Annotated in this window: 1 protein-coding gene and 1 pseudogene; both read right to left on the reverse strand. The window is 58.6% G+C overall.

Annotation, left to right across the window (positions count from 1 at the left end; translation table 11 throughout):
* A partial coding sequence (locus DBR24_RS25780; RefSeq protein WP_128616127.1) for a CBS domain-containing protein occupies nucleotides 1-1,397 on the reverse strand: 1,397 nt, incomplete at its 3' end.
* A gap of 397 nt (nucleotides 1,398-1,794) precedes the next feature.
* Nucleotides 1,795-2,104 (reverse strand): annotated as a pseudogene (locus DBR24_RS25785) (phospholipase); the annotation flags it as partial.

Genomic DNA, 2,104 nt, shown 5'->3' on the forward strand with positions numbered 1-2,104 from the left:
GCAGCGCAGAAACCAGTGAGCTGGCGCACGCGCGTCAGATTCAACGCACCGCTGACCACAAACCCGCCCCGCTCTTCGATCACGTCCGGACCCTCGACTTCGCTGGCATCAGGCAACTCGCCGGCAATCGACTCAAGGATGTCGGTCATGGTCAGCACACCGACAAAGTCGCCGAACTCGTTGACCACAAAGGCGATGTGGGTCGAAGCCGCGCGCATTTGTTCCAGCGCATTGAGGATCGAATAACTGTCGAGCAGGTTGATGGACTTGCGCACCAGATGTTCCAGGTTCGGCTCGTTGCCGGCCAGGTACTCCTTGAGCAGTTCCTTCTTGTGCACGAAGCCCAGCGGTTCATCCACCGCACCGTTGCGAATCAACGGCAGGCGCGAATAGGACGAATGCATCAACTTTGTTCGAATCGCCTCAGCGTCATCGGCAAGGTCGATGGTGTCGACGTCGGCACGCACGGTCATCAAGCCACGGATCGGCCGCTCGGCCAGTTGCAAGACGCCGCTGATCATCACCCGTTCGCGACGGTCGAACAGCTCCGCGCTTGGCACATCACCGTTATCCAGCAGGTCGGAAATCTCTTCGCCGACCTCCTCGACCGCCAGCTTGCGCCCGCCGAGCAAGCGCATCACCGCGTGTGCCGTGCGCTCACGCATGGGGCGCAGGCCCTGCATCGAACGCTTGCGCCGGGCGCGGGCAACCTGGTTGAACACCTCGATCAAGATCGAGAAACCAATAGCGGCGTACAAGTAACCTTTCGGGATGTGGAAACCCAGACCCTCAGCGGTCAGGGCGAAGCCGATCATCATCAGGAAGCCCAGACACAGCATGATCACCGTCGGGTGGGCGTTGACGAAGCGTGTCAGCGGCTTGCTCGCGACGATCATCAGGCCGATCGAAATGATCACCGCAATCATCATCACGGCCAGTTCATCGACCATGCCCACGGCGGTAATCACCGCATCCAGCGAGAACACCGCATCCAGCACCACGATCTGCGCGACGATAGGCCAGAACAACGCATACGCCGTGTTGGTCGAGCGCTCGCCGACATGGCCTTCCAGCCGTTCATGCAACTCCATCGTCGCCTTGAACAACAGGAACACGCCGCCGAACAACATGATCAGGTCACGGCCGGAGAAGCTCTTGCCGAACACTTCGAACAAAGGCTGCGTCAGGGTCACCAACCAGGAAATACTCGCCAACAGGCCCAGACGCATGATCAGCGCCAGGGACAAACCGATGATCCGCGCGCGGTCACGCTGATGCGGCGGCAACTTGTCCGCAAGAATTGCGATGAACACCAGGTTGTCGATACCCAGTACCAGTTCCAGCACGATCAGAGTCAACAAGCCTAACCAGGCCGTGGGATCCGCTAACCATTCCATAAAATGTCTCGATCTCTCTTCAGTGAATTCAGGCTGCCGGACACGGCAAAGCGCAACGCGAAGGCTCTGCAGCCGCGTTGTCAACAATAGTCGGGAGTCGGAAAACCGGATGCTGCGAGTGCGTCAAGACCGCGCCACGGCGCGAGGAGAAGGTACGACTGGGAGGCTCCGAGAGGGTGTTCATGCAAATCCTGAATGAAAAATGGCCTTGGAGCGTACAGTCTCTGGCGACAATTCCTACAGCGCAAAATCATTTCAAAATCTGTATCAGCCGGGGAGATGCATTGTTCTCGCGGCCCTCATCGCCAGCAGGCTGGCTCCTGCAAGGAATCGTGCGAATAACACGGAGCACTGTGGGAGCCAGCCTGCTGGCGATGAGGGTCTAACGAACAACGCATCAGCGTCCGGCAAAACGCAACCGCGACAACTGCCGCAAATCCCCCTCCACGTAATAATCGTTGGTCCAACGGTCATCCACCGCCAACGGACTCACCTGCTTCAGCTCCAGTTTTTTCGCGAAATAACGAAACCGGTAATGCTCGTAGAACCGCAGCAGTTCCAGGCCGTAGCGGTCGGCCAGGTCAGTGTCGCCGCGAATGATCAGAAAGTTCTCGTCATTGCCGTTACTCGCCGAAGCGCTGAGGTTATGGCTACCGCTGATGATGGTCGGTGCATCCGTCGTGAAATCGGTGACCACCGCTTTGGTG

The organism is Pseudomonas sp. HMWF006, from assembly GCF_003061205.1.
GTDB lineage: Bacteria > Pseudomonadota > Gammaproteobacteria > Pseudomonadales > Pseudomonadaceae > Aquipseudomonas > Aquipseudomonas monsensis.